Here is a 24,814-nt window from a genome sequence, read left to right as displayed (position 1 = left end):
CGTACTTAAGTACGTGAGCACCGGAAGCGCAGGAAGCCGCCATTTGCAGGCCGGCATCACCTGAATATCGACAGACCTTAAGCCGGTGGCGCGCCTTGATACTGCGGCAAGCCATCGTCGAGCATCAGCCAAGGCTGCTTCGAGGCGGTCCAGAAATGCATGTCGGGCTTGAACAATGACGGGTCGTCGAGCGAGCCGGACGTGACGCCAAGAATGTTTCTGGAATCGCGGCGCGAAAACAGGGTTGTGCCGCAAGCCGGGCAGAAGCCGCGCTTGAGGTCCGGCGTGGAGTTGATCGTCGCCACCGGCCCTTCGATGGTCACATCGTCGATGCGGAACAGGAGTCGCGCGTTGAAGGCCGCGCCGATCGCTTTCTGGCAGATCCGGCAATGGCAGACGCGCTCGTTGATCGGCGCGACCTCGGCTCTGTAACGCACCGCGCCGCACAGGCACCCACCCTGATATTTCGCCATCACCGACAACCCGTTTCGAGGAATGCCGGCAAGGTAGTGACCGGCATGACTGGGTCAAACAAAAAACATTGATGGGATGCGATCGTCAGCGCTGATACGGGTGGCCCAACGACGTGTCCTTGCCCGCGATTGACAATCGGCCGCCGCCACGCCCTGCTTACGGCGTCCGTCGGGAGGAAGATTGATGGCCGACATCGACACGATAGCGATTGCACCCTTGTTCGGTCCGCCCTCGCCCGCCCGCGACCAGACCGACTCGAGGATCATGGCCGCGGCGTCGGGCATCGGCTTCATGGCGATCCGTGACTTTCCGGGCGACGACTCGCTGACGCCGCAGAACCGGGCGCGTCTGCTGGCGATCTTTTCGCTGCCGGAGGCCGAAAAAGAGAAGCTGCTGCGCTGGAATTTCGACCACACCAAACAGAATGTCTATCGCGGCTGGTTCCCACTGCAGCCGACCGCCGTCTCCTACAAGGAAGGCATCGACATGGGGCCGGACATCGCCGAGGTGCGCACCGCGCCCTCCGGCCTCGATGCCACCGATCCGCTCTGCGAGGCCACGCCTCTGCCGCCCGAAAACGTCCTGCCCGGCTGGCACCCGGCAGCCGCTGGTTACTACAAGGCGATGGAGACGGTCGGCAACGCGCTGCTGCGCTCGGTCGCGCGCGGCCTTGGGCTGACCGAGACAATTTTCGACAGGGATTTCGAGGGCGGCATCTCCACATTGCGCCTGATCCGCTACCCGCTGCGCGATCCAAACAGCGGCATCGACCTCAGCGGCCCCGACTTCTCCGTGATGCACAAGGGCGAGATGCGGACCATCATTGGCCGGGAGCATGCCGATTCCGGTTTCGTCACCTTGCTGGCGCAGGACGGCGTCGAAGGCCTGCAGGCAAAAAACCTTGCCGGTGAATGGATCGACGTGCCGCCGGCAGACAACACGCTCGCCGTCAATTTCGGCCAGTTGTTGGAGCGCTGGACCGCTGGCAGGGTGCGCGCGACCCGGCATCGGGTGATCGCGCCCAAACAGGCGCGCTTCTCGATTCCGTTCTTCTACGAGCCACGCGTCGACGCCGAGATCGCGCCGCTGCCGCTCGAGGGCGCCGAGCCCTTCGAGCCGTTCCTTTATGGCGACTATCTCTGGGACGCGGCGACGAAATTCGTCGAAATGAGCGGCGTCAGGCACCTGCGCCAGCCGCGAAGAGCCAAGGCTTCTTGAATCAGAGAAATCAGTGGCGTTTGGCCTGGACAAGATAGGCGTCGATCATGGTCTCGCCCAGCCATTTCGCGGCTTCGAGCCGGTGCAGCCCCTCGACCAGGATGTGGCGCTTGCCGTCATGGCGCACCTGGATCGGAGTCTTCATGCCGTTCTCGAGGATGTCCTCGGCGAGATGGCGCACGGTCTCGGGATGCAGCGTCTTGCGCCGCGCCGTCGGCACGTAGATGTCGTCGACCTTGACCTTTTGTACCCGCAGCATGTCGGCTCCCGGCGTTGAAACATCGCCTGAAGTTGAATAGTCCGTTTGCCGGATATCGCCAAGCGCAAGCGCCTGCTGGCCCGATGATTTCCATTTGACGCTTGGCCGGCCGATGGTCTCAATGACGGCTTCGTGATCTCCAGGTGTTCCTTGACGCAATTGCCCACCGAATTTCCCGATTTCGGGCTGACGCCCGAGCAGCGCCGCGAGGCGGTGCGCGGCCATTATTACGAATGGCCGGGGATGGATGGTGAGCGCGGTGAGATCTGGGGCTACAGCGACCGGTTTTCCTATCGCCCGGGCGAGATAGTCATGCTTTTCGTCAGTTCGACGGCGCCGCAATTCAGCCTTGCCGTCATCCGCGACGGCGACAGCGAAACCAAGGTCTTCGCGGGATCGGGCCTGTCGGCGCGCTGGCAGGACACGCTCGACCAATGCTCGGTCGAAGGCTGCGGCTGGGAAGGGTCGTTCGAATTCCGTGTCGGCGACGATTGGCCGTCGGGCGCCTATCGCGTGACGCTCTCGGCCGAGGGCCGCGACGGCAACCCGATCCGCAGCCACCATCTCTTCATCGTCGCGCCCCTGCCCAGCAAGAAACCCGGCCGTCTGCTGCAGGTGGCCGCGACCGGCACCTGGCTTGCCTACAACACCTGGGGCGGCTCGAACCATTACCAGGGCATCACCGGCCCGAACCGCGATCAGTACGCGACGATGGTGTCTACGCAGCGCCCCTGGTGCCGCGGCTTCGTCGTGCTGCCAAAGGACGCGCCACGCGTGCCGCTCGAAGTCGCGGTGCCGCCGAAGACCGTACCGCGCTATCCCCATATGGAATGGGCCTTCGCCACGGGACATTCGAAGAAATACGCCTCCTCCGGCTGGGCGAGCTATGACAGCCATTTCTTCCGCTTCGCCGAACGCGCCGGCTATCAGGTCGATCTCGCCAGCCAGCACGAGCTGCATTTTTCGCCCGAAATCCTCGACGGTTACGACTGCGTCGTCTTCGTAGGGCACGATGAATACTGGACCTGGGAGATGCGCGACGCCGTCGACAACTATGTCGAGCGCGGTGGACATGCGGCGCGCTTCGCCGGCAATTTCATGTGGCAGACGAGGCTGGAGGACGAAGGCCGCCGCCAGGTCTGCTACAAATACAAGGCGCGCGCGCAGGACCCTGCCTATCGCGGCGGTGACGTCACCCGCGCCACCAACTCCTGGGAGGCGCCGGAGATCGGACGTCCGGGCAGCGCCACCTTCGGCCTCAATGCGACGCGCGGCGTCTATGCCGGTTGGGGCGGCTGCGCGCCGCGCGGCGTGCGCGGCTTCCCGGTCTACCGTCCCGAGCACTGGGCCTTCGCCGGCACCGGCATCTATTACGGCGACCTGCTCGGCGCCGACAGCCATGTCTATGGCTACGAGGTCGACGGCCTCGATTTCGAGATCCGCGGCGGCCTGCCCTACCCGACCGCGGAGAGCGGCGCGCCGGATGGCCTGCAGGTGCTGGCGGTCGGCATGGCGAGCCAAGTCGAGGAAAGCGCCGATATCCCGATCGAGGATCAGTTCCTTACCGACGAGGACGGCCGCTTCACCGCCGAGACTCTGTTCGGCGAGGCCAGCGACGCTAATCTCGACAAGGTCAAGCGCGGCAACGGCATGATCGTCAATTTCCCGCGCGGCAAGGGCGAGGTCTTCCATGCCGGAAGCTGCGAATGGGTCGCCGGCCTGCTAAGGCAGGACGCGATGGTCGAACGCGTGACCAAAAATGTTCTCGACCGCTATCTCGGCCGAGACGAGAGGGGCGAATGAGCGCTGTGCAATCCATCGAAACCAGCAGCCGGCCGAACCTTTTCCACTTCACAAGGCGGCCCCAGCCGATGGTGGATCGCGCCGACGGCATCTATCTGTGGGACAAGAGCGGCCGCCGCTACATCGACGGATCGAGCGGCGCGGTCAACGTCAATATCGGTCACGGCAATCGCAACGTCATCGATGCGATGAAGCGGCAGCTCGACCGCGTCAGTTTCGCCTACATCTTCCAATTCGAGAACGAACAGGCCGTCGCGCTGGCGCGGGACTTGGCCGATCGGCTTCCGAACGGGCTCGACCGCATTTATCTCGTTTCCGGCGGTTCCGAAGCGGTCGAGGCCTGCCTCAAGCTCGCGCGGCAATGGGCGGTCGCGACGGGCCAGGACAAGCGCTGGAAAATCATCGGTCGCATGCCCTCCTATCACGGCATCACGCTCGGCACGCTTGCCGTTACCGGCGACGATGTCCTCACCAAGACATTCGACCCGCTTGGACGGCCGATGCCGTTGGTGCCGGCCCCGTTTGTTCATCGCGACCAAGATAATCTGTCGCTGGAAGAGCGCGGCGTCCGCTACGCTGATATGCTTGAGGAAAAAATTCTGGAGGAAGGGCCCGAAAGCGTGCTCGCCTTCATCATGGAGCCGATTGGCGGCGCGGCGACCGCCGCGCTGGTGCCGCCCGACAGCTATTTTGCCCGGATCCGCGAGATCTGCGACCGCTACGGTATCCTGCTGATCCACGACGAGGTCATGACCGGCATCGGACGCACAGGCAAGTTCCTGGGCGGCGATCATTGGCGCTGCCGGCCGGATATCGTTGCGCTGTCGAAAGGGATGAGTTCCGGCTATGCGCCCTTGGGGGCGCTTGCCGCGACAGAGAGGATCGTCGGGCCGGTCGTTGCTACGGGTGGCTTCTTGCATGGCCACACCTATGGCGGCAATCCCGTCGCCTGCGCGGCCGGCGTTGCCGTTCTCGGCGAAGTCGACCGCCTTGGCCTGGTCGAGAATTCCGCCGTCATGGGCGAAGTGCTGAGGGGCGAACTCGAAGCGCTGTCGGGTCGCTTTCCTTTCATTGCCGACGTGCGAGGCAAGGGCCTGTTCATGGGTGCGGAGCTCTACGCCGACCCCTTGGCCCGGACGCCATTGCCACAAAATCTCAACGCCAATTTGCGGCTCATCGATCTGGCCTTCGAGCGTGGACTCATCATCTACTCGCGGCGCGTGCGCGGCGGGCCGGTAAGTGATAATTTCATGGTCTGCCCGCCTTTGATCACAACCCGCGAACAGATCGGTGAGATTATCGCGGTGCTTGGCGACGCACTGGAGGCACTTGCCGCCGAACTTGACCTGCCGGTCAATCACTGAGCCCTCGCCAAGGGAGGAGCCGATATGGAGAGGGTGCTTGTCTCGGCCTGCCTGCTCGGCAGCAAGGTGCGCTACAACGGCTCGTTTCGGCTCGACCACCATCCCGTACTGTCGCGGTGGCAGTCGGAAGGCCGGATCGTGCAGATCTGTCCAGAGGTTGCGGCAGGTTTTTCGACGCCGCGTCCGCCGGCGGAAATCCAGGGCGCGGGCGACGGCCATGCGGTCCTGCAGGGCCAGGGCAGAGTGATCGAGCAAACCGGCAGCGATGTCACCCACCTTTACCGCCAAGCCGGGCAACTGGCGCTCGACCTCGCCCGCGAAACCGGATGCCGCTATGCCGTATTGACGGATGGCAGCCCGTCCTGTGGCAGCAGCTTCATTTATGACGGGAGCTTTTCAGGGACCCGCGTGGCTGGCCAAGGCACGACCACAGCGCTGCTCGAGGAAAATGGTATCCGTGTCTTCTCGGAAGACCAGATCGAGGAGCTTGATGATCTTTTGACCGGCCTTGGGCCGGCGCAATCCCCGGCCTGATCAATGCGGCAGGAAGGCACCAAGACAGTCATCCGCCCCGGGCGCATCGACGACGTCGAAACCATCCACGCCGCCCTGCTGCGTCTCGGCACTCATATCGGCGCGCATCAGGAAATCACCTCGACACCCGAAGACCTTCGCCGCTACGGCTTCGGCGAAAAGCCCGCCTTCTCGACCTTGATTGCCGAAATCAGCGGCGAGTTCGCCGGACTTTGCCTGCATTTCCCGATCTTCTCGACCTGGATGGGCCGCCCGGGTGTCTATGTGCAGGACCTTTATGTCGACGACCGTTTTCGCGGCCGCCGCATTGGCGAAAAGCTGCTGCGGTGCGTTGCCAGGGAATGCCGCGCGGCCGGAGGTGTCTATCTCAGGCTATCCGTCGATACCGACAACGAGACCGCCAAGGCCTTCTATGAAAGACTGGGCATCGGCTGGTCGAGCTACGAGCAGGTGCAGAAAATCGTCGGCGATGCCTTCTTCGCCTTTGCCGACGCGCCGGAGGAATGACGATGAAAGCCTTCTATGCCGAGGAGCAGAAACGCCATGATCCCAAGGCTTTCCTCTCCAGCGGCGCGCCGCAGCCAAACCCGGAAAAGCCGGAGCGGATCGAGAGATTGTTAGCCGGCGCAAGATCGGCCGGCTTGACGATCGAACGTCCGAGGAAACATGGACTTGGCCCGATCGCGGCGGTGCATACGCCTGAGTATCTGGACTTCCTCGAGCACATCTTCATGCGCTGGCAGCGCATCGAAGGCGCTTCGGCGGAAGTCATCCCGAACATCCACCCGATCGCCCGCAACGGCTCCTATCCGGCCTCTGCTGTCGGCCAGGCCGGCTACCACATGGCCGACACCGCCTGTCCGATCTCGGCCGAGACCTGGGACAGCGCGCTGTGGAGCGCCTGGAGCGCGGTGGAGGCCGCTGAGGTGGTGATGGCCGGCGCGCCTTCGGCCTATGCGCTTTGCCGTCCGCCTGGACATCATGCCTTCGCCGATGTCGCCGGCGGCTTCTGCTTCATCAACAATTCGGCGGTCGCGGCACAAGTGCTGCGGAAGAATTCCGCCCGCGTCGCCGTCCTCGATGTCGACCTGCATCACGGCAACGGCACGCAAGGCATCTTCTATGCCCGCCCCGACGTGCTCACCGTCTCGCTGCACGCCGATCCGGTGCGCTTCTATCCGTTCTTCTGGGGCCATGCCGACGAACGCGGCGAAGGCCCCGGCCTCGGCTACAATCTCAACCTGCCGCTGCCGCGCAAATCAGCCGACGCGGCCTTCCTCGAAGCGCTTGCGACGGCCTTCCAGCGCATTCGCGCCTTCTCGCCCGAAGCGCTGGTCGTGGCGCTCGGCCTCGACGCCTTCGAAGGCGATCCGTTCGGCGGCCTGTCGGTGACGACGCCGGGCTTTTCGCGCATCGGCGAAGCGATTGCCGGGCTCGGACTGGCGACGGTCATCGTCCAGGAAGGCGGCTATCTCTGCGACGCGCTCGGCGACAACCTCACCGCTTTCCTGACCGGCTTCGGCGGCAAGCAGCGGTAGGCAAATTCAAGTTCGTTGCTGCCTCAGCATCGCGATCACGCGGTGCATGCTCTCCAGCGTCTCCGCGATCTCGCCCGCTGTGTTGTAATGCGCGATGCCGATGCGCACGACGCCTTGCTCGGCCGGTATGCCCAGCTGGTGGACGATCTCCCATGCATAATTGTGGCCTGACCACAGGAAGATGTTTTCGGCGTTCATCTGCCGCACGATCGTTTCCGGCGCGATGCCTTCGACGGTGAAGGAAACGGTCGGCACCCGCTCGGCGAGGCGCTGCGGATCGGTGATGCCGCGGATGATCAGGCCCTCGATATCGGACAGGCCTTCGATCAATTGACGGGCCAGCGCATTCTCGTAAGCGATCGAAACGTCGAAAGCCTTGGCAATCCGCTGCCGCCGCGACCCGCGCTCGCAGGCGGCAGCGCCGAGATCGGCGAAATAGTCGATTGCCGCCGTCAGCCCGGCCATCAGCTCGATCTGCGGCGTGCCCAGTTCGAACCGCTCCGGCAGCCCGTTTGACGAGCAGCGGCACTTGTATGGCTTGAGACCACCGATGACATCGCGGCGCCCCCACAATATGCCCATATGCGGCCCGAAGAACTTATAGGCAGAGCAGATCAGGAAATCGCAGCCGAGCGCCTGAACGTCGATCAGCCCATGCGGCGCGAACTGCACGGCGTCGACATAGACCAGCGCGCCGGCCTGCCTGGCGATTGCGGTCAGCGCCCGCACGCGGTTGATCGAGCCGGTGAGGTTGGAGGCATAATTCAGAGCGACGAGCCGTGTCTTGTCCGACAGCAGCGCCTTCAGCGCTGCTTCCTCCACCTGCCAGCTCCGCTCGTCGAACGGCAGGAAGCGCACGACCAGGCCAAGATCCTCTGCAAGCTGCAGCCAGGGCGAAACATTGCCTTCGTGGTCCATGCGCGTGACGATGATCTCGTCGCCCGGCTTCATCGTCCGGCCGAGCGTGCGCGACATGTGGTAGGTGAGCGTCGTCATGTTGGCGCCGATGACGATCTCCTCGACGCTTGCGGCGTTGAGGAAATCGGCCATCGCGGCATGTGCACCGTCGACCACCTGCTGCGCAGCGACCGTCGTTTCGAAGAAGCCGCCCAGATTGGCGTTGGTCGAGAGCAGGCAGCGCGACACCGCATCCGCCACGGCCTGCGGCACCTGCGTGCCGGCGGGATTGTCCAGATAGATGCGGCGGCGCCCTTTATCAGTCAGCGAAAGCGCCGGAAATCTGCCGCGCACGGCCTCGATCGGAAACTCTGCCATCCTCTCACCCTTTGTTTTTCAATCGATTCCGCTCAAGGACACGGATTGCCGACATGCTGGTGAATGGCGTCGACCGCCTTCTGCATCTCTTCCGTCCAGGTGACGTCGGCCGAGGAGAGCGCCATCTCGAGCTGCGCTGTCGTGGTCGCGCCGACAATGTTCGCGGTGACAAAGCGCCGGCTTGTCACATAGGCATTGGCGAAAAGCGCCGGCTCCATGCCGAAAGAGCGCGCCAGCTTGTTGTATTGAAGCAGCACTTCCGCCGCATTCGGCGTCTCATAACGCTGGCCGCGGTTGAACAGCTGCGAGCGCGAACCCTGCGGCCGCGCGCCATGGTCGTATTTTCCGGTGAGATAGCCCTGGGCTAGCGGCGAATAGGGAAGGAACGCGATCTGCTCGCGCTCGCAGATCTCGGCAAGGTTCACCTCGAAGGTGCGGTTGACGAGGTTGTAGGCGTTCTGCAGCGAGGCGACGCGCGGACCCGCTCCCTTTTCGGCTTCGAAGACAAAGCGCATGACGCCCCAGGAGCTTTCGTTCGAGAGGCCGAGATGGCGGATCTTTCCTGCTTTCACCAGTTCGTCGAAGACGGCGAGCGTTTCGGCAATCGGCGTCTCGTCGTCGGGCGTGCCCGCGGCGTCGGGCCGGCGCGCCACCGCCCCGACGCGCGTCGGATTCGAGCCCCACGGAATGTCCCGGTCCGGCCAGTGGATCTGGTAGAGGTCGATATAATCGGTGCCGAGCTTGGCCAGTGATTTCTCGACCGCGTCGAAGATGTCGGCGCGCACCAGCTTCGACGGACGATCGCCGCGAAACCATGTGTTGGCTGTGCGGCCGACCACCTTAGAGGCAAGGATGACCTTGTCGCGGTTGCGATTGGCCTTCATCCAGCTGCCGATGGTCTTCTCGGTCCGCCCTTGCGTCTCGGCCTTGGGCGGGATCGGGTAAAGCTCGGCCGTGTCGATGAAATTCACGCCGCGCGAGAAAGCCAGATCCATCTGCGCGTGGCCCTCCGCTTCGGTATTCTGCTGCCCCCAGGTCATCGAGCCGAGGCAGATTTGCGAAACAAGGAGGTCGGTCCGACCGAGGCGGCGTTTATGCATGGGATTTCTCCGGCGGGAGGTTTGCGCGGCTGCGCGGGGAGGAAATCCGAACATAGAGCAAGACTGTTGCGTTTGGCAAAGTGCACAGTGTGGAGATTGTCCAAAGCGCCATTCAGTTCGTCCTCCTGGGGCGGAGCAAGGAGCGAAGCGACGCGCGCAGACCCCAGGATCCATGCCGTGACGTTAAGGCGTTGCAACAGTACAGAATTCTGCTCCGCTGCATCCTTCGGCTGAGGTTACGGCATGGATCCCTGGGTCTTCGCTCCGCTTCGCGTCGCTACGCCCAAGGATGACGGAAATCTCGGTGGAAGGAACTACCGCCTGGCCGCGACCAAGGCCCGCCGCTTCGCCTCGTCGATCAGCATGTTGGCGACCTGCATGCGGATCATGGCGCGCTGGCGCAGATGTGGTGCGACCCGATCCGGATGATTGGCGAAAGCGAAATTGCGCCGGATGCGGCCCAAATCGGCATTCTTGGCCGGGCGGTCGAGGCCGAGCTCCCCGGCAATTGCTTCGGGATCGATCGACGGCAGCTGCTCCTCGGGCCGATGCTCTTCATCCGCGAGCGACAGCTTTGCCTGGTCGAGAAGCGCTGTGAACTCCGCGGCAAGGTCGGCGGCGGACTCGCGATATTCGGCGGCGACACTTTCGCTCGCGACCTTGATGCGGCCGGAATGAAGTTCATCGGCAACGGACAGATAGTCGAACGGGATAGACGGCCGGGTACCCTCTTCCTCGCCTTTCTCAGAGGCGACGATCAGGTCGTCGAGCAACGAAGCGAAATCGAGCTTGTTACCGGTGCCGATCTCAGCCTCCCTGTCGTGACGGCATGCGTTGATGTCGCTGAAAATAGGGCGCCCTCGTTAAAAATGACTTCTGGCGACGTTAACAATTGCAGGCATTTTGCCCCCGGAGCCATCAGTAAAAAGCCGGACCGCATTTTCGTGCAGTCCGGCAAGGTCGCCAGGAGTGGCGAGGAAAAAGCCAGCCATGGGCCGGCATAGGCCCCTACGGTCGAGCCCGCCGGAAAGTTTCACGAAAAATCGATTGTGGCCGAAAAATCTGATGCGGCATGGCAGCCATGCAATTGCTGCACTGCACAATTTTAACAAATCGATTATATTTTGTTGTCGGGAGGACCAACAGGGGCAACTGTCATGGGGTTCTTCACTGAAATGTTCGCTCGGCCACGGCCGCAGGAGCACCAGCGCTACCGCGCGGCGCTTGCGCTTCTGAACGCGATGAGCAATGCCGACCGTGCCGATATCGGCATCAAGCCAGCGGATTTTCCGCGCATCGCGCGCGAGATGTCGGCCCGCTGAACAACGCCGAACCAAAGAGGTTTCCCGGACTGCCGGGAAACCTCAAAGCCATCCAAAAGTCAGCGATTTCCCAAAAATGTCTGCTTGCCGAGCGGCACGCCATTGTGGCGCAGGATGTCGTAGGCCGTGGTGACGTGGAAATAGAAGTTCGGCATCGCGACATGCAGCAGGTACTGCAGGCCGGGCAGCGTGGTTTCGCGCCCGCCGAGCCTCACTTCAACCGTCCGGTCCTCCGATCCTTCCAGATCGGCCGCCGAGAACGTCGCCAAATGATCGAGCGTCTTGGCGATTCGGGCCTGCAGCTCGGCAAAGCTCGCTTCATTGTCCTCATATTTCGGCACCTCGCGGCCGGCGAGCCGCGACGGCGCACCCTTGGCATGGTCGGTGGAGATCTGGACCTGCCTGGCCAGCGCGAACATGTCCGGCGCCAGCCGCGCCGTGAGAAACACCTGCGGATCGATCTTGCGTTCGCCGGCATTCTGCTCCGCCGCCGTCAGCACGCTGGCCAGCGCCTTCAGCCGGGCGGAAAAGACGCCAACCGATATGTCGTACATGGAAATGGTCACGGATAATCTCCCCAGGCGGCCCGAGCGCCGCGGGCCGTGAACTAGCGCTTCCCACCACGATTCTTCAAGCGGTCCTGCCCACGGCGTCACCACGCCGCCGCAATCGCCATGGTAGTATTTTCGTTACCGACCGGAGGATTCGATGAAAAAAGCCGTTTTCGCAGCGACCGTCATTCTCTCACTGGCCGGCTTCGCGCATTCCGCTTTTGCGGCCGATGCGCCCTATATCGACGACAGGTCCAGCGCCGACGCCGTCATCCGCTCGCTTTACAGCGCCATCAATCGCCATGAATTCGCCCGCGCCTGGGGTTATTTCGGCGATACAAAGCCAGCTAAGGATTTCAACGCTTTCGTGAAAGGTTACGACGGCACCGACAGCGTCGACGTCAAGACCGGCGCTGTATCGGACGAAGGTGCCGCCGGCAGCATCTATTACAGCGTTCCAGTCGCCATCCAGGCGACCGACAAGAAGGGCGAGGCCAAGGTCTTCGCGGGCTGCTACACGGTCCGCCAGGTCAATGCGCAGATCCAGGAGCCGCCCTTCCAGCCAATCTTCATCGACAAGGGCGCGCTGAAGCCATCGACCGAGGATTTCGACAGCGCCGTGCCGGCGAGCTGCGGCGACGGCCCGCCGCCACCGAAGAAGGATGAAGCTCTGGAGCAAGCCAAGAAGGCGTTTCTCGCCACTTATGGCGGCCAATGCGACAAGGAGAATCCGGACGGCAAGCCGATCGGCGAGCCCGAGGCTCATTCGATCCACTACAAGGACAAGGACGCTCAAGCCTCCGACCCGGAGCGCGAGACGCGGCTGTTCCGCTTCTTCTGCTCGATGGCCGCCTACAACGAAACCGCGGTCTATTACGTCGCCGATGACGTCAACGGCGTGACCCAGTTGCAGTTCACCGAGCCGGATCTCGATATCCGCTACGAGAACAACAACAGCGAAGGCAAGGTCGAATCGATCCACATCATTGGTTTCAAGACCAGCGGCTGGGCGACCAACTCGGACTATGACGAGAACACGAAAACCATCACCACATCCGACAAATGGCGTGGCGTAGGGGACGCCTCGTCATCGGGGACCTATCTGTTCCGCAACGGTGACTTCTCGCTTGTCCAGTACGACGTCGATGCTTCCTATGATGGCGAGATCAATCCGCAGACGATCATCGATTACAATACCGCGCCTTGAGCCTCGACAGAATGGTCACGGCGCTTTCGTCAGCATCCAGTTCAGCGTGCCCCGCCAGTCGACCATGCGGATCGGCGTGCCATGCGTGCCGGTCTCGAAGCGCACAAAGCGTGTCGGATAGGATTTTTTGGCCAGGATCGAGTGGAAGAAGGCTTCCTGCTTTTCCACCGGGAAGACCACGTCATGGCTGCCCTGGCCGAAGAACACCGGCACACGGCGCTTGAAGGCGGGGCTGGTCAAAAAGCTGTCGTCCCACAGCGAGCCGAGCAGCAGCAGCCCGTTAATGCGGCCGCCCGTATCCTTGCGCGCGGCGAGCTTCCAGCAGATCATGCCGCCCATGGAGCCGCAGGCGACGAAGATCTTCGCGCCGGGCGATTGTTGGGCGTAGTGATCGATGAGCGCCGCGACTTGCGCCGCGCCCTTGTCGCCGAAATCGGGGAAGTCGGGCGAGAGGTAGAGCCCGCCATTCTGCGCCATCAGGTTCTTGATGCGGTTGAAGTTGCCGCCGAAGGTGAAGTCGTCGACGCCTTGCTTGCGGCTGCCGCCTTGTCCATGCAGGTAGAGAACGATGATCGAAGCGCCTTCCGTCCTGCCGACCGCCACATGCCTGACATCGCCGGCGTCGGTCCTCAGCATCAGGTCCTGCTGCACCTTGCGCACGCCGGGGTCGGTGTATTGCGCGCGCACACGCCTTTCCGGCAGCTCGTCGCGCTGGTTGATGTCGCGCATCTCATGATAGTCGAGCACAGTGTAAGCGCCGTTGTCGCCGGTGGACAGCGTCGCCGGATAAGCGAAGAGATCGTCCTTGAACGGCTTTAGCGAAAGCGTCTGGCTGTGGGCGGCGTGGGCGGCAAAACCGGTTGCGACGAGCAGGGCGAAGAGGAAGCGCAATGACATGCCGAGAGGCATGCGAAATTCAGCTTCGGTTTGTCAATCCTGTAGGACGCCGCCCGCCCCTTCCAGCGCCTCGCGCGTATCGACATCGATCGATGCGCCCTGCCCGATCTCGACATCGATGACGTCGAGCCCCTCGGCCTCGACCAGATGGCGCGCGCCGGTATCGCCCTCGAGCTGCGCGACCGCCGCGAAAAGCGATCGCGGCAGGAGCACCGGATTGCCGCGCTTGCCCTGGTGCGAGGCGCGCACCACGGAGCGACCGCCAGAGCTGCGGAACGCATCGATCAGGCTGTCGAGGTCCTTCGACGAAACGCCCGGCATGTCGCCGAGCACGATCATCGCGCCGGCCGAGTCGGGCGCGACCTTCGCAATGCCCGCCTTCAACGACGAGGCCAGGCCGTCGGCGAAATCGGGATTGTCCGCGACTGTCACACCGAGGCCGGCTAGCGCGGAACGCACGCGCTCGCGCTGATGGCCGGTGACGACGACGGTGCTGGCGGCCTTCGAGCCCAGTGCGCGCGAAGCAGTGCGGCGCACCAGCGGCTCGCCATCGAACAACGCCAGAAGCTTGTTCGGCCCGCCCATGCGGCTCGAACGGCCGGCGGCCAGAAGCACGATATCGACCTTCAGCGCCGACCTTGCCGGCTGCGGCGCCGGCTCGCGCGGCTGCGGCCTTGTCGGGATTTCCATAAGAAGCCCGCCGACGCCCATGCCGGCAATATCGCGAGCCGTCACATCGAGCCCGGCAATCAGGCGATCGAGCACCCAGTCGAAGCCGTTCTCCTTCGGGCTGCGCGCGCATCCCGGCGCCCCGACGACGCGCTTGCCGTCGAGCGTCCCAAGCACCAGCAGATTGCCGGGATCGACAGGCATGCCGGCGCGGATGACGGTGCCACCTGCGCGTTCGATCGCGGCCGGCACGACATCGGCGAAATCGCTCATCGCCGAGGCGCCGAAGATCACCACCATGTCATTGTCGCGCGCCAACTGGGTTGCGGCTGCGGCGACGGGCGCGATCTCATGCGGCGTGCGCCGCTCGGCCGTCAGCCGGCCGCCGGAACGCGCCAGCCGCGCCTCGGTGACGCGCAACGTCTTGTCGAGCACGCTCGATTTGACGCCGGGAAGCACCGTCTGGATGACGCCGACATTGATCGGACGATAGGCGTTGACCGCAAAGATCTCGCGGCCGGCGCAGATCCTCACCACTTTGTCCACCAGGCTTGCGGCGACGGCGAAAGGAATGATCTTCACCGTCGCCACCATCTGGCCCTGCTCGACCGGCGCATGCTGCGCCAGCGTCGCTATTGTGATGGCCGGATCGACGGCATTGATGGCGTCGATCATCCCGGCATCGACGGTAAAGACGCCCGAGGCGCCTGCATGCAGGTTCACCCGCCCCGTCGCGGCCGGCTTGATCTCGATGTTGCGATGGCTCATCGCGGCGGCGATCTTCGCGGCGGCGGCGTTCTCGCTGAGATCGCCCTCAGCAAGGACCGCCGCGACGACTTCAGCGATGCCCGCCGCCTTGAGCGCCGCGATATCCTCGCGGCTCAGCCGGTGCGCCTTGCGGAACCGCTTTTCGCCCGCGGCCGTCGCATGCGCCAGCACCGCCCCTTCAGCCTCGTCGATCGGAACCGGTCCAAATTTCACGCCACGGCGCCTTTTGCTTCGAGACCGCGCGAGCGGAAGGCGTGGATTGTCTGCGCAAGGACGGCGACAGCGATCTCGGCCGGGCTGGCGGCGCCTATATCGAGGCCGATCGGTGCGTGGATACGGGCGATCTGGTCGGCGCCGGCGCCGAGCGCCAGCAAGCGCTCGACACGCTTGGCGTGGGTCTTGCGGCTGCCGAGCGCCCCGACATAGAAGCAGCGGGCATCGAGCGCCGCCTTCAGCGCGAAATCGTCGATCTTCGGGTCGTGGGTGACGGCGGCGAGCGCCGTGTAGCTGTCGAGCGGCTCGCGCTTCAGCACGTCTTCCGGCCATTCGGCATGCAGCGCGACGTCGGGAAAGCGCTCAGGGGTGGCGAAAGCGGTGCGCGGATCGATGATCTCGACGGGATAGCCGGCAATCCTGGCCATCGGCGCCAGCGCCTGGCTGATATGCACGGCGCCGATCACCACGAGCCGCGGGCGCGGCAGATGCGCGTTGAGAAAGAATGTCCGCCCTTCCGCCTCCACCGACCGCGAATTGCCGGTGCGGAACGCATTGGCGATTGCCGCCCCTAGATCGCCCGCGACATGGTCGCCCTCGCGCACGATGCGGTCGCGGCCATCGCCAAGGTCGGTGACCAGCACCGCGGCGCGGCGGGCGCGGCGTTCTTCGTTGAGGGTCTTTAGAATATACGGATCCACGGCGGTCAGCCCAGCCTTTCGACATAGACCTTGATGCGGCCGCCGCACGAAAGGCCCACCTGCCAGGCCGTTTCGTCGGCGACCCCGAACTCCAGCATCCTGGCCTTGCCCGAGCCGATGACGTCGATCGCCTCCGTCACCACGGCGCCCTCGACGCAGCCGCCGGAGACCGAGCCATGGAAATTCCCTTCGGCATCGATAACAAGATGGCTGCCGACCGGACGCGGCGCCGAACCCCAGGTCTCGACCACGGTCGCGATGGCGACATCCTTGCCGTCCTTCATCCAACCTTCCGCGATTATCAGGGGATCGCGGGCCTCATCGAGATAATTGCTCTCATCCATCGTCGCTTCTCACAAAGTCTGTTTTCCCGCCGGGACATTCCCTGGCAGAGCATATGGCTACGCGGCGCGCCTCCCGCCAGTTTGCAACCAGCGGCGCGGATCGACCGAGGCCGCCGGCCGCTGGTCGAGAGAGGCGCAAAGATCGGTCAGCGCGTCGAGATTATGCACTGCCCGGAACTCGTCGACATGCGGCAACATCGCTTTGACGCCGCGGGCGCGGGCCTCGAACCCGTCGAAGCGCAACAGCGGGTTGAGCCAGATAAGCCGCCGGCAGGATTTATGCAGCCGCTCCATCTCCTGCGAAAGGCCGGTGACGTCGTCGCGCTCCAGCCCATCGGTGATCAAAAGCACCACAGCGCCCTGTCCCAGCACGCGCCGCGACCACAACCGGTTGAACTCGGCAAGCGTATCGCCGATCCGGGTGCCGCCCGACCAGTCCTTGACCGCCGCCGAGCATTCGGCCAGCGCCTCGTCCGGATCGCGGTGGCGCATCTGGCGGGTCAGGTTGGTCAGCCGCGTGCCGAAGACGAAGGCGTGCACGCGCCGCCGCTTTTCCGTCAGCGCATGCAGGAAGTGGAGGAAGATACGCGTGTACTGGCTCATCGAGCCGGAAATGTCGGCAAGCACCACCAGCGGCGGATGCATTTCGCGCTGCGAGCGGAATTTCGGCAGGATAAGCTCACCGCCGGTGCGCGCGGCCGAGCGCATCATGGCGCGCGGATCGACGCGGCGCCCTTGGGCGTCGGCCTTGAAGCGCCGTGTGCGGACGAGATCGAAGGGAAGTTGCAAGGCCATGATCGCCTTTTTGGCCTCGGCCATTTCGCCGGCATCCATCTGGGCGAAGTCCTTCCCGCGCAGCACCTCATTGCCCGAAAAGGTAAGGCGCGCATCAACTTCGATCTCCGGTACTTCCCTCACCGGCTGATTTTTCTGGTGGCCCTCGAACATCGCCTGGCTGACGCGGTTCTCGGCCGCCCGCGGCTTCTGCTTTTCACGATCGTCCGGCGCGACTGGCGAAAACATCGCCAGCAGCTTCTCGATCAGCTCGCGCGATTTCCAGAACAGGCGGAAGGCCTCGTCGAAGACCGGATGATCCTCGTGCCGCGAGACGAGCACCGCATGCAGCGTCCAGTAGAAATCGTCGCGCGAGCCGATGCCAGCGGCCAGCACCGCCTCGATGGCGTCCTTCACCGAGGCCGGGCCGACGCGCATGCCAGCCTTGCGCAAGGCGCGGGCGAAATAGACGATGTTGTCGGCGATACGCCCATCGGCGCGCGCCTCCTTGGGTTCCGGACGCGGCAAGGGCACCGCCCCTACTCCGCCGCCGAAAGCTCGGCCTTCACCTCATTGAGGATGCGCCGGCCCTCGCCCTCACCGATGCGGGCGATATCGTCCTGGTATTTCAAAAGCACGCCGATCGTATCGGACACGGTCTCCGGATCGAGCGCCACCTTGTCGAGTTCGGTCAGCGCACCGGCCCAGTCGATGGTTTCGGCGACGCCGGGCGCCTTGAACAGCTCGACCTGGCGCAGCTTCTGGATAAACGACACGACCTCCGCCGACAGCCGGCGGTTCGCCTGCGGCACCTTGCGGCGCACGATCTCCAGCTCGCGCTCGGCATTGGGATAGTCGACCCAATGATAGAGGCAGCGCCGCTTCAGCGCGTCGTGGATTTCGCGGGTGCGGTTGGTGGTGATGATGACGATCGGCGGCTCTTCCGCCTTGATCGTGCCGAGCTCCGGCACGGTCACCTGGAAGTCCGACAGGATTTCGAGCAGGAACGCCTCGAAGGCCTCGTCGGTGCGGTCGAGCTCATCGATGAGGAAAACCGGCGCCGCGCCGGCCTTGCCGGTCAGCGCGTCGAGCACCGGGCGGCGGATCAGGTATTTTTCGGAAAAGACGTTGCGCTCCATGTCGGAGCGCACGACCTTGCCGGCCGCCTCCTCCATGCGGATCTCGATCATCTGCGCGGCATAATTCCACTCATAGACGGCCGAGGAGACGTCGAGCCCTTCATAGCATTGCAGGCGGATCAACCGGCGACCGAGCGCGTCGGCCAGCACCTTGGCGATCTCGGTCTTGCCGACGCCCGCCTCGCCTTCGAGGAACAAGGGCCGCTTCATGCGCAGCGATAAAAACAGCACGGTCGCCAGCGGGCGATCCGCCACATAATCCGCGCCCGTCAAAAGATCGAGCGTTTCGTCGATCGTTTTCGGCACGGGGCGCGGCGCGGTCATCTCGTCTCCGTGGATCCCGCCCGCCCGTTTCAAAGAACGTGATAGCCGCGGTTATGGTAGATCAGCGGCCGCAAATTATCGCCGATGCGCAAGCCTGTCACCTTGCCAAAAAGCACACGGTGGGTGGCAAGGTCCTTGGCATCGATGATCTCGCAGTCGAACACGGCAAGCGCACCCTTCAGCGTCGGCGCGCCGGTCGAAATCACATCCCACTCGGCAAGCGCAAAGCGTTCGTCCGCCGGCAACCCGGTGGCACCGGAAAAGCCGACCGAGACGGCTTCCTGGTCCGAGGCAAGCGTGTTGAGTGCGAACCTGCCGTTTTTGATGAAAGCCTCGTTCTTGGCGTTCTCGCGGTTGAGGCAGACCAGCACCGTCGGCGGCGTGTCCGAAACCGAACAGGCGGCGATCACCGTCGCGCCTCGTTTACCGCCGGGCCCGTCCGTGGTCACCACATGCACATGGCCGGCAAAATGCGCCATCGCATCGCGATAGTGCTGCGGCCCGATGTCATTGATCTTCAGCACGCGATAATCCACCTGTCGGAACAAGCGCGTTATATATGGCGGCATATTGCACGCCACAAGTTACCTATCACGGGCGAAGTGCTTGACCGCAATCCGCAAATTCGCGTGTTGCGCGGCGCTTAGCCAGCCTTTAGGCATTTCTTGGAATAGTGTCGGGATTGTATCCCCGGCATGGAGGATCTCTTAGCCCGAATGCGTCTTCTCACGACGACATCAGCCGTGCTGCTCTGGCTGTCGCTGGCAGCGAGCGCCGACGCCGAGACGCTGGTCGGCGTTGCGGCGCCGCTTTCCGGTCCGTCGGCGATCCTGGGCAACCAGATTGAGAATGGCGCGGGCCTGGCGGCGGAGGCAACCGGCATTACGGTGAAAGCCGTCGACGATGCCTGCACCGCCGATGGCGGCGCCGCGGCGGCAAAGGAATTCGTCGACGCCAAGGTCAATGTCGTGGTGGGTTTTCTCTGCACCGAGGCGATCGAGGCGGCGCTGCCGATCCTGAAGGATGCCAACATTCCGGCCATCACAGTCGGCGTGCGCACCGAAAGCCTGACCGACCGGCGCGCCAAGACCGGTTGGCCGATCTACCGGCTCGGCCCGCGCGGCGACGATGAGCGCAACGCGGTTGCCGCCAGGCTTACGCAGCTCTGGCGCGACGACCTGTTCGCCATCGTCGATGACGGCACCATCTATGGCCGCGAAATGGCCGAGACCTTCCGCGGCGCGGCCGAACAGGCCGCCTTGAGGCCGGTCTTCGTCGACACGTTCCGGCCGCAGCTCGACAACCAGATCGGGTTGGTCGGCCGGCTGAAGAAGGCCGGCGCGACCAAGGTGTTCGCCGGCGGCGACGGCGACGACATCGCCATCATGGGCCGCGATGCCGCCCAACTCGATGCAGGCATCACTTTCGCCGGCGGCGAGAACCTGCGCACGCCGCCGGGCGATGTACCCTATGCCGTCGGCACGCTGATGATCGCAACGCCGGAATGGTCGGAGGTAGCCGACCGCAAGATCGTGCAGGCCTTCGGCGCAAAAAACATCGTGCCGGACGGCTACACGCTGCCGGCCTATGCGGCGGTCGAGATCGCCAAGGCCGCGACCGCCGATGCGGAAAGCTCCGGCCAGCCGCTCGGCGAGGTGCTGACCGGCCATGATTTCGCGACCGCCATCGGCACCATCCGCTTCGACGACAAGGGCGACCTCAGCCAGAACCCGTTCCGCGTCTTCCGCTTCGACGGCACGCATTTCGTACCGCTGGAGGATAAGTAATGTTCCGCACCGGACCGCGTAATCTGATCACCGACGTTGCGGGCCTCCGTGTTGGCAACGCCACCGACCCAAGGCTGAAATCCGGCGTCACGGTGGTGCTGTGCGACGAGCCTGCCGTGGCTGGCGTCCAGGTGCTGGGCGGCGCGCCGGGCACGCGCGAGACCGACCTGCTCGAGCCCCAGAATTCGATCGCCGCGATCCATGCCGTGGTTCTGTCGGGCGGCTCCGCGTTCGGCCTCGACGCTGCCTCCGGCGTGCAGGCGGCGCTGCGCGAGAGAAACATCGGCGTCGAGGTCGGCGGCTTCCGCGTGCCGATCGTGCCGGCTGCGATCCTGTTCGATCTGCGCAATGGCGGCGACAAGGATTGGGGCCTTTATCCGCCCTATCGCGAGCTCGGCTATGAGGCTGTGCAGGCGGCAACAATGGATTTCGCCATCGGCACGGCGGGCGCCGGCACGGGCTCGCTCACCTTCGGACTGAAGGGCGGCCTTGGCTCCGCCTCGACCATTCTCGACAGCGGCGTCACAATCGGCGCGCTCGCCGCCGTCAACCCCACCGGCTCGGTGACGGTCGGCCGCAGCCGCCATTTCTGGGCGGCGCCCTTCGAGATCGGCGACGAATTCGGTGGATTGGGTTATCCCGATCCGCTGCCCGAAGATGCCAGGAAGATCCTGCTGAAATACCGCGACAGGCCCGACGGCGGGCATTGGGGAGCCGGCAGCACCACCATTGCCGTCATCGCCACCGACGCCGTGCTGACCAAAGCGGCGGCCAAGCGGCTGGCTATTTCGGCGCATGATGGCTTTGCCCGCGCCATCTGGCCGACCCATACGCCGGCGGACGGCGATCTGGTGTTTGCGCTGGCGACCGGCAGAAGCGGCATCGAGCTCAGCGCCGATGCCGCGATCGACCTGTTCGCGGCGGCCGGCGCGAGCATGGCGCGGGCTATCAGCCGCGGCGTCCATGCCGCGACACCGGCCGACGGCGATCTGTTCCCGGTTTGGTCGTCGCGCTGACTGGAGCAATTCCAGGAAAAGTGTGCGGCAGTTAGGCTCGGCGTCTTCGCCGTAGCTTTCCGTCCGGAATTGCTCGAAAACAAAGGTCAGGTCGGATCGGATTTCTCTTCCTCGAAGGTGACCGCGACATCGGAATTCGCGGAAAGCCAGACCTTCTGCCCGTCGATCTCCGCGACCAGGGCGAGCGAAATGTAATGATGATGACCCTTATGCGAGCCCATGCCGCTGTCGGCCTTGGTCAGCTTGATCCGGTCACCCTCGACCTTGTCGACGGTGCCGATATGGACGCCATCGGCGCCGATCACTTCCATATGTCCGCGTATCTTGCTGATGTCGGTGCTCATGCTGGTTCTCCGCTGGATGTGCCCCTTCGGATGCGAGACGGCCGACAATAACAAACGAACGCCGGATTGGATGCATCGCAGGGCACGTCTCATTCACCGTGGCGTGATAGACATGAATTCACCTTCACGCTGTTGACCGCGCTCTACCAGTTTCTCGCGCTTGGCGTACGGCTCTATTTTGCGGCGCTTGTCGCGACAAGCATATGGTTTGCGCGGCAGCGGCGTTGAGCATTGGGCCCGCCTCTGTTAGGACGCGGCCGACGCTTCTCCCAGGCAGGACAGAAAATCGGATGATCCCTCGCTATTCCCGGCCGGAAATGGTCGCCATCTGGTCGCCCGAAACCCGCTTTCGCATCTGGTTCGAGATCGAGGCGCATGCCTGCGATGCGCTGGCCGAACTGGGCGTCATCCCGAAGGAAGCGGCAAGGACGATCTGGGAAAAGGGCGGCGCGGCCAAATTCGACGTCGCCAAGATCGACGAGATCGAACGCGTCACCAAGCATGACGTTATCGCTTTCCTGACCCACCTCGCCGAATTTGTCGGACCGGACGCCCGCTTCATCCACCAGGGCATGACCTCGTCGGACGTGCTCGACACCTGCCTTGCCGTGCAGCTGACGCGCGCCAGCGATATCCTGCTCGCCGACATCGATGCCTTGCTTACGGCGCTAAAGCGCCGCGCCTTCGAGCACAAGGACACCGTCACCATCGGCCGCAGCCACGGCATCCACGCCGAGCCGACCACCTTCGGCGTCAAGCTGGCGCAGGCCTATGCCGAGTTCTCGCGTTGCCGCGAGCGTCTGGTGCACGCGCGGGAGGATATTGCAACATGTGCCATCTCCGGCGCGGTCGGCACCTTCGCCAACATCGAGCCTTATGTCGAAGAGCATGTTGCGGCAAAGCTCGGGCTGAAGCCGGAGCCGGTGTCGACCCAGGTGATCCCGCGCGACCGGCATGCCATGTTCTTCGCCACGCTCGGCGTCATCGCCTCGTCGGTCGAACGCCTGGCCGTCGAGATCCGCCATCTGCAGCGCACCGAAGTGCTTGAAGCGGAAGAGTATTTCTCGCCGGGCCAGAAGGGCTCGTCGGCCATGCCGCACAAGCGCAACCCAGTGCTGACCGAAAACCTCACGGGCCTTGCCCGCATGGTGCGGTCGATGGCGCTGCCTGCCATGGAAGACGTGGCGCTCTGGCACGAGCGCGACATTTCGCATTCCTCGGTCGAGCGCATGATCGGGCCGGACGCGACGGTGACGCTGGATTTCGCGCTGGCGCGCCTCACCGGCGTCGTCGACAAGCTGCTCGTCTATCCCGAGAACATGGAGAAGAACCTCAACAAGTTCAGAGGGTTGGTGCATTCGCAGCGTGTGCTGCTCGCGCTGACCCAGGCCGGCCTGTCACGCGAGGACGCCTACCGGCTGGTGCAGCGCAACGCTATGAAAGTCTGGGAGCACGGCGCCGATTTCCTTGAGGAGCTGCTTGCCGACAAGGACGTGACCGCGGCCCTCTCCGAAGCCGATATCCGCGAGAAATTCGACCTCGGCTACCACACCAAGCATGTCGACACGATCTTCAAGCGGGTGTTTGGGGAGGCCTAAGCTAAGGCAAGGCGTGCGTTAGCGCCCCATCAAGCCTTCCCCGGCACAGTCCTGATCACCGTGCCCCAAGGATCCTCACGGCTTATCTCCTCCTGAACATTATCCGAGCGCATCTCGACCCAGGCGAGGCCCGCGCGGGACGGATCGCGGCGGCCGGCGCCCGCGCTCTGCCAGGCATTGGCGCCGATATGGTGGTGGTAATGGCCGGACGACAGGAACACCGCCTGGCTGCCATACTTGGCGACGGTGTCGAAGCCGAACTCGTCGTGCCACCAGGCCTCGGCATCTTCGGGTCGGCCGACGCGCAGGTGAACGTGGCCGACAATGGTGTTTTCCGGCGCGCCCTGCCATCCGGCATCGCCCGCCGGCACGCTGCCCACCACCGCCGGCAGGTTCAGCCGCTCGGTCGCCATGGCGATCCTGTAGCCGTTCCATTTCCAGTCCTGCGGGCGTCGGTCGGCATAGATCTCGATGCCGTTGCCTTCCGGATCGGTGAGATAGAGCGCCTCGCTGACCAGATGGTCGGACGCGCCCTCGATGCCGATGCGGTTGGCAGCGGCGTGGCTGATCCAGCGGCCAAGATCGGCGCGCGACGGCAACAGGAAAGCGGTGTGGAAGAGCCCGGCGCTGCGCGGATCATCGGGCTTGGCCGAAGCATCCTGCTCAAGCACCAGCAGCGGGCGGTTGGCGGCGCCAAGCGTGATCGCGCCGTCGGCGCGGCTCAGCTCCTGCAGGCCGACGACGGCGCGGTAATAGGAGGCCAGGCCCTCGGCGTCGCGCGCCTTTAGCCCGACACGCGACACGCTAACCGGGGTGGTCGCGGCAAAAGGCAGTTCGCTCATCAAACTCTCCGTTCAGGCGACGCCTTTTTCCCAAAATGGGATTTGCAGGCCGCCGGCTCTTGTTCCCCTCCAAATCGTCGATTGCTATCGTTCACACAAGAGGGCAAGAATCGAACAAGTTGTTCACCATTGTGATCGCACCGATTTTGGCGACAGGGTTGCAGGTGAGAAGGCCGCTCGCTACATCGGCCCGATGAAAGTCAAAGACGCAGATATTCTCATCGTACCGGGCTACACCAATTCCGGCCCCGAGCACTGGCAGACCCGCTGGCAGTCGAAACTGTCGACGGCGCGGCGCGTCGAGCAGGCGGAATGGACCAAACCCGTGCGCGAGGACTGGACGGCGAGCGTGGCGAACGCCGTGAACGAGGCCGAGCGGCCGGTGGTGCTTGTCGCGCATTCGCTTGGCGTCGCGGCGGCGGTGCAGGCCATCCCGCAGTTCAAGAAGCCCGTCGCCGGCGCTTTCTTCGTCGCGCCGCCGGATGTCTCGAACCCGGAAATCAGGCCGAAGCACCTGATGACCTTTGGCCCTTATTCGCGCGATCCGCTGCCCTTTCCGTCGATCGTCATCGCCAGCCGCAACGACCCGTTCTGCGCCTACGAGATCGCCGAGGACATCGCTGCCGCCTGGGGGTCGCTCTTCATCGACGCCGGCGAGGCCGGCCACCTCAACCAAGACGCCGGCTTCGGCCCGTGGCCGGAAGGTTCGATGACTTTCGCCAAGTTCCTGACGGAACTGAAGCAGCCCTAGGC

At 64.1% G+C, this 24,814-nt stretch carries 27 protein-coding genes; 12 read left to right on the top strand and 15 right to left on the bottom strand.

The window, feature by feature from the left end; genetic code table 11:
* Positions 1 to 77 precede the first annotated feature (77 nt).
* Positions 78 to 473, bottom strand: a complete 396-nt coding sequence (locus EN862_RS09275; protein WP_127863783.1) for a GFA family protein — start codon at positions 471 to 473, stop codon at positions 78 to 80.
* Positions 474 to 657: 184 nt separating this feature from the next.
* On the opposite strand from EN862_RS09275, the gene EN862_RS09270 reads away from it, so the two are divergent.
* Positions 658 to 1,692, top strand: a complete 1,035-nt coding sequence (locus EN862_RS09270) for a 2OG-Fe(II) oxygenase family protein (RefSeq protein ID WP_127863782.1) — start codon at positions 658 to 660, stop codon at positions 1,690 to 1,692.
* Positions 1,693 to 1,702: 10 nt separating this feature from the next.
* Here EN862_RS09270 and EN862_RS09265 read toward each other — a convergent pair whose 3' ends face one another.
* On the bottom strand, positions 1,703 to 1,951 hold the full coding sequence (locus EN862_RS09265) for a ParB N-terminal domain-containing protein (RefSeq protein ID WP_042644583.1): 249 nt from the start codon (positions 1,949 to 1,951) through the stop codon (positions 1,703 to 1,705).
* A 150-nt stretch (positions 1,952 to 2,101) separates the two neighbouring features.
* Here EN862_RS09265 and EN862_RS09260 point away from each other — a divergent pair, with 150 nt between their 5' ends.
* Genes EN862_RS09260 through EN862_RS09240 form a run of 5 tightly spaced genes read left to right on the top strand, consistent with a single transcriptional unit; the run spans position 2,102 to position 7,190 of the window.
* On the top strand, positions 2,102 to 3,754 hold the full coding sequence (locus tag EN862_RS09260) for a N,N-dimethylformamidase beta subunit family domain-containing protein (protein ID WP_127863781.1): 1,653 nt from the start codon (positions 2,102 to 2,104) through the stop codon (positions 3,752 to 3,754).
* Positions 3,751 to 5,118 carry an aspartate aminotransferase family protein gene (locus tag EN862_RS09255; protein ID WP_127863780.1) on the top strand — a complete coding sequence of 456 codons (1,368 nt, stop codon included), beginning with the start codon at positions 3,751 to 3,753 and terminating at the stop codon, positions 5,116 to 5,118. The genes EN862_RS09260 and EN862_RS09255 overlap by 4 nt, the downstream gene beginning before the upstream one ends.
* Before the next feature lie 24 nt (positions 5,119 to 5,142).
* Positions 5,143 to 5,652, top strand: coding sequence for a DUF523 domain-containing protein (locus tag EN862_RS09250; RefSeq protein ID WP_127863779.1), 510 nt, complete (start codon positions 5,143 to 5,145; stop codon positions 5,650 to 5,652).
* 3 nt (positions 5,653 to 5,655) lie between these two features.
* Positions 5,656 to 6,159 (top strand): GNAT family N-acetyltransferase, encoded by a 504-nt coding sequence (locus EN862_RS09245; RefSeq protein WP_127863778.1) that lies wholly within the window; start codon positions 5,656 to 5,658, stop codon positions 6,157 to 6,159.
* Between the two features lie 2 nt (positions 6,160 to 6,161).
* Positions 6,162 to 7,190, top strand: coding sequence for a histone deacetylase family protein (locus EN862_RS09240; RefSeq protein ID WP_127863777.1), 1,029 nt, complete (start codon positions 6,162 to 6,164; stop codon positions 7,188 to 7,190).
* Positions 7,191 to 7,196: 6 nt separating this feature from the next.
* Here the strand turns inward: EN862_RS09240 and EN862_RS09235 are convergent, their stop codons facing one another.
* The 3 genes from EN862_RS09235 to EN862_RS09225 form a co-directional block, all read right to left on the bottom strand.
* Positions 7,197 to 8,465 carry a cysteine desulfurase-like protein gene (locus EN862_RS09235; RefSeq protein ID WP_127863776.1) on the bottom strand — a complete coding sequence of 423 codons (1,269 nt, stop codon included), beginning with the start codon at positions 8,463 to 8,465 and terminating at the stop codon, positions 7,197 to 7,199.
* 32 nt (positions 8,466 to 8,497) lie between these two features.
* A complete protein-coding gene (locus EN862_RS09230) occupies positions 8,498 to 9,565 on the bottom strand; it encodes an aldo/keto reductase (RefSeq protein WP_127863775.1) in 1,068 nt (355 codons plus the stop codon).
* 314 nt (positions 9,566 to 9,879) lie between these two features.
* Entirely contained in the window at positions 9,880 to 10,338 is a 459-nt protein-coding gene (locus EN862_RS09225) for a hypothetical protein (RefSeq protein WP_127863774.1), read from the bottom strand.
* A 384-nt stretch (positions 10,339 to 10,722) separates the two neighbouring features.
* Here EN862_RS09225 and EN862_RS09220 point away from each other — a divergent pair, with 384 nt between their 5' ends.
* Entirely contained in the window at positions 10,723 to 10,887 is a 165-nt protein-coding gene (locus EN862_RS09220) for a DUF1127 domain-containing protein (protein ID WP_095818565.1), read from the top strand.
* A 59-nt stretch (positions 10,888 to 10,946) separates the two neighbouring features.
* Here the strand turns inward: EN862_RS09220 and EN862_RS09215 are convergent, their stop codons facing one another.
* A complete protein-coding gene (locus tag EN862_RS09215; RefSeq protein ID WP_127863773.1) occupies positions 10,947 to 11,453 on the bottom strand; it encodes a DUF1993 family protein in 507 nt (168 codons plus the stop codon).
* 142 nt (positions 11,454 to 11,595) lie between these two features.
* On the opposite strand from EN862_RS09215, the gene EN862_RS09210 reads away from it, so the two are divergent.
* Positions 11,596 to 12,645, top strand: coding sequence for a DUF1176 domain-containing protein (locus tag EN862_RS09210; protein ID WP_127863772.1), 1,050 nt, complete (start codon positions 11,596 to 11,598; stop codon positions 12,643 to 12,645).
* Between the two features lie 15 nt (positions 12,646 to 12,660).
* Here the strand turns inward: EN862_RS09210 and EN862_RS09205 are convergent, their stop codons facing one another.
* From EN862_RS09205 to EN862_RS09175, 7 genes are read right to left on the bottom strand one after another with little or no spacing between them, the layout of a single operon-like run.
* The gene (locus EN862_RS09205; RefSeq protein ID WP_127864035.1) at positions 12,661 to 13,542 is read right to left on the bottom strand and encodes an alpha/beta fold hydrolase; all 882 of its coding nucleotides are present in this window, start codon (positions 13,540 to 13,542) and stop codon (positions 12,661 to 12,663) included.
* A gap of 33 nt (positions 13,543 to 13,575) precedes the next feature.
* The gene (locus EN862_RS09200) at positions 13,576 to 15,192 is read right to left on the bottom strand and encodes a molybdopterin-binding/glycosyltransferase family 2 protein (protein WP_127863771.1); all 1,617 of its coding nucleotides are present in this window, start codon (positions 15,190 to 15,192) and stop codon (positions 13,576 to 13,578) included.
* On the bottom strand, positions 15,189 to 15,893 hold the full coding sequence (locus EN862_RS09195) for an XdhC family protein (RefSeq protein ID WP_127863770.1): 705 nt from the start codon (positions 15,891 to 15,893) through the stop codon (positions 15,189 to 15,191). The genes EN862_RS09200 and EN862_RS09195 overlap by 4 nt, the downstream gene beginning before the upstream one ends.
* A 5-nt stretch (positions 15,894 to 15,898) precedes the next feature.
* Entirely contained in the window at positions 15,899 to 16,237 is a 339-nt protein-coding gene (locus EN862_RS09190; RefSeq protein ID WP_127863769.1) for an XdhC family protein, read from the bottom strand.
* A gap of 57 nt (positions 16,238 to 16,294) precedes the next feature.
* Positions 16,295 to 17,545, bottom strand: a complete 1,251-nt coding sequence (locus EN862_RS09185; protein WP_189400835.1) for a VWA domain-containing protein — start codon at positions 17,543 to 17,545, stop codon at positions 16,295 to 16,297.
* 5 nt (positions 17,546 to 17,550) lie between these two features.
* Positions 17,551 to 18,474, bottom strand: coding sequence for a MoxR family ATPase (locus EN862_RS09180; protein WP_127863768.1), 924 nt, complete (start codon positions 18,472 to 18,474; stop codon positions 17,551 to 17,553).
* Positions 18,475 to 18,503: 29 nt separating this feature from the next.
* Entirely contained in the window at positions 18,504 to 18,998 is a 495-nt protein-coding gene (locus EN862_RS09175) for a flavin reductase (RefSeq protein WP_127863767.1), read from the bottom strand.
* Positions 18,999 to 19,190: 192 nt separating this feature from the next.
* Here EN862_RS09175 and EN862_RS09170 point away from each other — a divergent pair, with 192 nt between their 5' ends.
* Positions 19,191 to 20,261: a branched-chain amino acid ABC transporter substrate-binding protein gene (locus EN862_RS09170; RefSeq protein ID WP_127863766.1), complete on the top strand. Its 1,071-nt coding sequence runs from the start codon at positions 19,191 to 19,193 to the stop codon at positions 20,259 to 20,261.
* Positions 20,261 to 21,277 carry a P1 family peptidase gene (locus EN862_RS09165; RefSeq protein WP_127863765.1) on the top strand — a complete coding sequence of 339 codons (1,017 nt, stop codon included), beginning with the start codon at positions 20,261 to 20,263 and terminating at the stop codon, positions 21,275 to 21,277. The genes EN862_RS09170 and EN862_RS09165 overlap by 1 nt, the downstream gene beginning before the upstream one ends.
* A gap of 86 nt (positions 21,278 to 21,363) precedes the next feature.
* On the opposite strand, the gene EN862_RS09160 is transcribed toward EN862_RS09165, so the two are convergent.
* A complete protein-coding gene (locus tag EN862_RS09160; protein WP_040982323.1) occupies positions 21,364 to 21,621 on the bottom strand; it encodes a DUF2171 domain-containing protein in 258 nt (85 codons plus the stop codon).
* 290 nt (positions 21,622 to 21,911) lie between these two features.
* On the opposite strand from EN862_RS09160, the gene purB reads away from it, so the two are divergent.
* On the top strand, positions 21,912 to 23,219 hold the full coding sequence (purB, locus tag EN862_RS09155; RefSeq protein ID WP_127863764.1) for an adenylosuccinate lyase: 1,308 nt from the start codon (positions 21,912 to 21,914) through the stop codon (positions 23,217 to 23,219).
* A gap of 29 nt (positions 23,220 to 23,248) precedes the next feature.
* Here purB and EN862_RS09150 read toward each other — a convergent pair whose 3' ends face one another.
* Complete coding sequence (locus tag EN862_RS09150; protein ID WP_127863763.1) at positions 23,249 to 24,061, bottom strand: VOC family protein; 813 nt, start codon at positions 24,059 to 24,061, stop codon at positions 23,249 to 23,251.
* Between the two features lie 193 nt (positions 24,062 to 24,254).
* Here EN862_RS09150 and EN862_RS09145 point away from each other — a divergent pair, with 193 nt between their 5' ends.
* Positions 24,255 to 24,812: an alpha/beta hydrolase gene (locus tag EN862_RS09145; protein ID WP_127863762.1), complete on the top strand. Its 558-nt coding sequence runs from the start codon at positions 24,255 to 24,257 to the stop codon at positions 24,810 to 24,812.
* Positions 24,813 to 24,814: the final 2 nt, after the last annotated feature.

This window comes from Mesorhizobium sp. M2E.F.Ca.ET.219.01.1.1, assembly GCF_004016445.2.
Lineage (GTDB): Bacteria > Pseudomonadota > Alphaproteobacteria > Rhizobiales > Rhizobiaceae > Mesorhizobium.
The sequence above is the reverse complement of the archived record's forward strand: the minus strand, read 5'-3'. Positions and strand labels throughout refer to the sequence as shown.